The organism is Enterococcus sp. S183_ASV_20 (assembly GCF_018919685.1).
In the GTDB taxonomy this organism is placed as follows: Bacteria; Bacillota; Bacilli; order Lactobacillales; family Enterococcaceae; genus Enterococcus; species Enterococcus faecalis.
The window spans coordinates 1-2,078 of record NZ_JAHLRI010000119.1 but is presented as its reverse complement, the minus strand read 5'-3'; the positions used below and the strand labels follow the sequence as shown (position 1 = coordinate 2,078).

3 protein-coding genes are annotated in these 2,078 nt (G+C 36.5%); 2 read left to right on the top strand and 1 reads right to left on the bottom strand.

Annotation, left to right across the window (positions count from 1 at the left end):
• A partial coding sequence (dnaA, locus tag KQI94_RS15790) for a chromosomal replication initiator protein DnaA (protein WP_216454619.1) occupies nt 1-911 on the bottom strand: 911 nt, incomplete at its 3' end.
• 522 nt (nt 912-1,433) lie between these two features.
• Here dnaA and rpmH point away from each other — a divergent pair.
• On the top strand, nt 1,434-1,568 hold the full coding sequence (gene rpmH / locus KQI94_RS15785) for a 50S ribosomal protein L34 (RefSeq protein WP_002356012.1): 135 nt from the start codon (nt 1,434-1,436) through the stop codon (nt 1,566-1,568).
• Nucleotides 1,569-1,771: 203 nt separating this feature from the next.
• Nucleotides 1,772-2,078 (top strand): ribonuclease P protein component (rnpA, locus tag KQI94_RS15780; RefSeq protein WP_216454617.1); only part of this gene is annotated, 307 nt, incomplete at its 3' end.

The following is a 2,078-nucleotide window of genomic DNA, read 5'->3' as shown; positions in this document are numbered from 1 at the left end:
ATATAACTTAGTGTATCATCCGGAATTTCTAAACGCTCGGCATCTGCTTTTTTGCGCAAAATTGCAATTCGTGTTTCTAAATCAGGCGGGGTGATATCGACAGACAAACCCCAAGCAAAGCGAGAAACTAATCGTTCAGGTAATTTTGGAATATCATTCGGCGGGCGATCACTTGTTAAAACAATTTGTTTATTTTCATTGTAAAGATCGTTGAAGGTATGGAAAAATTCTTCCAATGTTGCTTCTTTTTCCGCCAAAAATTGAATATCATCGACTAATAATAAGTCAACATTGCGATATTCTTTCCGAAATTGTTCGGATGTCTTTGTTTGAATTGAGTTGATAAATTCATTCGTAAACGTTTCGCTACTAACATATTTGACTTTGGCATCTGGTTGATTCACTAACATTTGATGACCAATAGCATGCATCAAATGGGTTTTCCCTAACCCTACACCACCATAGAAGAAAAGGGGATTGTAAATCGAACCCGGATCCTCGGCAACAACAAGCGCTGCAGCGTGCGCCATTTGGTTTCCTTTACCAATAACGAAGGTGTCGAAAGTGTACTTAGGATTAAGCATCGCTTTTTTACTTTGTTCACTAAAAACAACTTCTTCTTCGGCAGGTTCTTCGAGTTCTTGTGCCAGTGCTGCGTCTTTTTCATCGGCAACAACAAAATGGGGCATCACTTCTGCACCGGTCAATTTAAATCCAGTTTCGACAATTTTTGCCGAAAGATTTTTTTCCCAGTAATCACGATGAACTGCAGAAGGGACTTCTAGCCACAATTGATTGTTGTCTAATTTCAAAGGGCGTGTGGTTTTAATCCAAGCATCAAAACTTGGCGCCGACAAAATCGCTTGATAGGCTTCTTCAAGGCTATGCCAAAAACTTTCCACGTCGGGCATACAGTGACCTCCTATATGTTTAAATTTTGGTTATCTAAAAAATGTGGATAACTTAAAAGAATGAGCATAGTCGATTTTAGCATTTTTTTAAAACTTTTTCCACAAGCAATTGTTCAATGTGGAAAAAAAGTACACAAGGGTGAAAAAAGTTTTCCACAGGGTGTCGACACTTGCGGAAGAAAGTGGTTATTGAATGAGTTATCCACAAAAAGTTGAGAATAATTAAGCTTGACACAATCATGTTTCAAAAACTTATCAACAGCTAAAAAAACACCTGTGCAAAACTTTTTAACAGGCTGTTTTTTTGTGTAAAACTAGTGGAAAAATGGCTGTGAACAGAAAAAAATGTGGAAAACTATCCACAAGCTACTCACAGGAAAATTTAATTTGTGGATAATTGAAACGAATCTTTCTCAGGAAATATTTCTTAAATTTTATTGACAAAAGACCCTATTACTCGTTATACTATCAAAGTATGTCTATATATTGATGGATAGTTACAATTTCAGGAGGTGTAATTGCATGAAAAGAACGTATCAACCAAACAAACGTAAACGCCAAAAAGTTCACGGATTCCGTAAACGTATGAGCACTAAAAATGGCCGTCGCGTATTAGCAAGCCGTCGTCGTAAAGGTAGAAAAGTTATTTCTGCTTAATGATGGTCTGGTCTTTTAAACAGTCAATTTCTAAGAACCCTTAGTTATCTCCATAATTTTTTGGAAGATGTGAAGATAACTAAGGGTTCTTTTTCTGTTTTCAATAAAAGAAAGCAGGATTCTATAGAAAAGGCTACTAAAAAAGAGCGGAAATATGCTATTATTATTAAGAAGTAAAAAAATATAGAAACAAAGGGATGCCGATGAAAAAGTCCTACCGTGTCAAGAAAGAAAAAGAATTTCAACAGGTGTTTAATAAAAAACAATCTTGTGCAAATCGTCGTTTCGTGGTGTACGTTTTAGAGAAACCACAACAAGCCCATTTTCGAGTGGGGATTTCTGTTGGGAAGAAAATTGGAAACGCGGTCACAAGAAATGCTGTGAAGCGGAAAATCCGCGCGAGTTTATTTCAATTAAAAGACCGTATCTCTCCAGAAATTGATTTTATCGTGATTGCACGTCCAGGATTGGAAAAATTATCGTCTGAAGAAGTGAAAGCTAATTTAACAC

Bases quoted from the DNA above. Each gene is read 5' to 3' on its own strand.
- rpmH (WP_002356012.1), top strand. From the start codon at position 1,434: ATGAAAAGAACGTATCAACCAAACAAACGTAAACGCCAAAAAGTTCAC.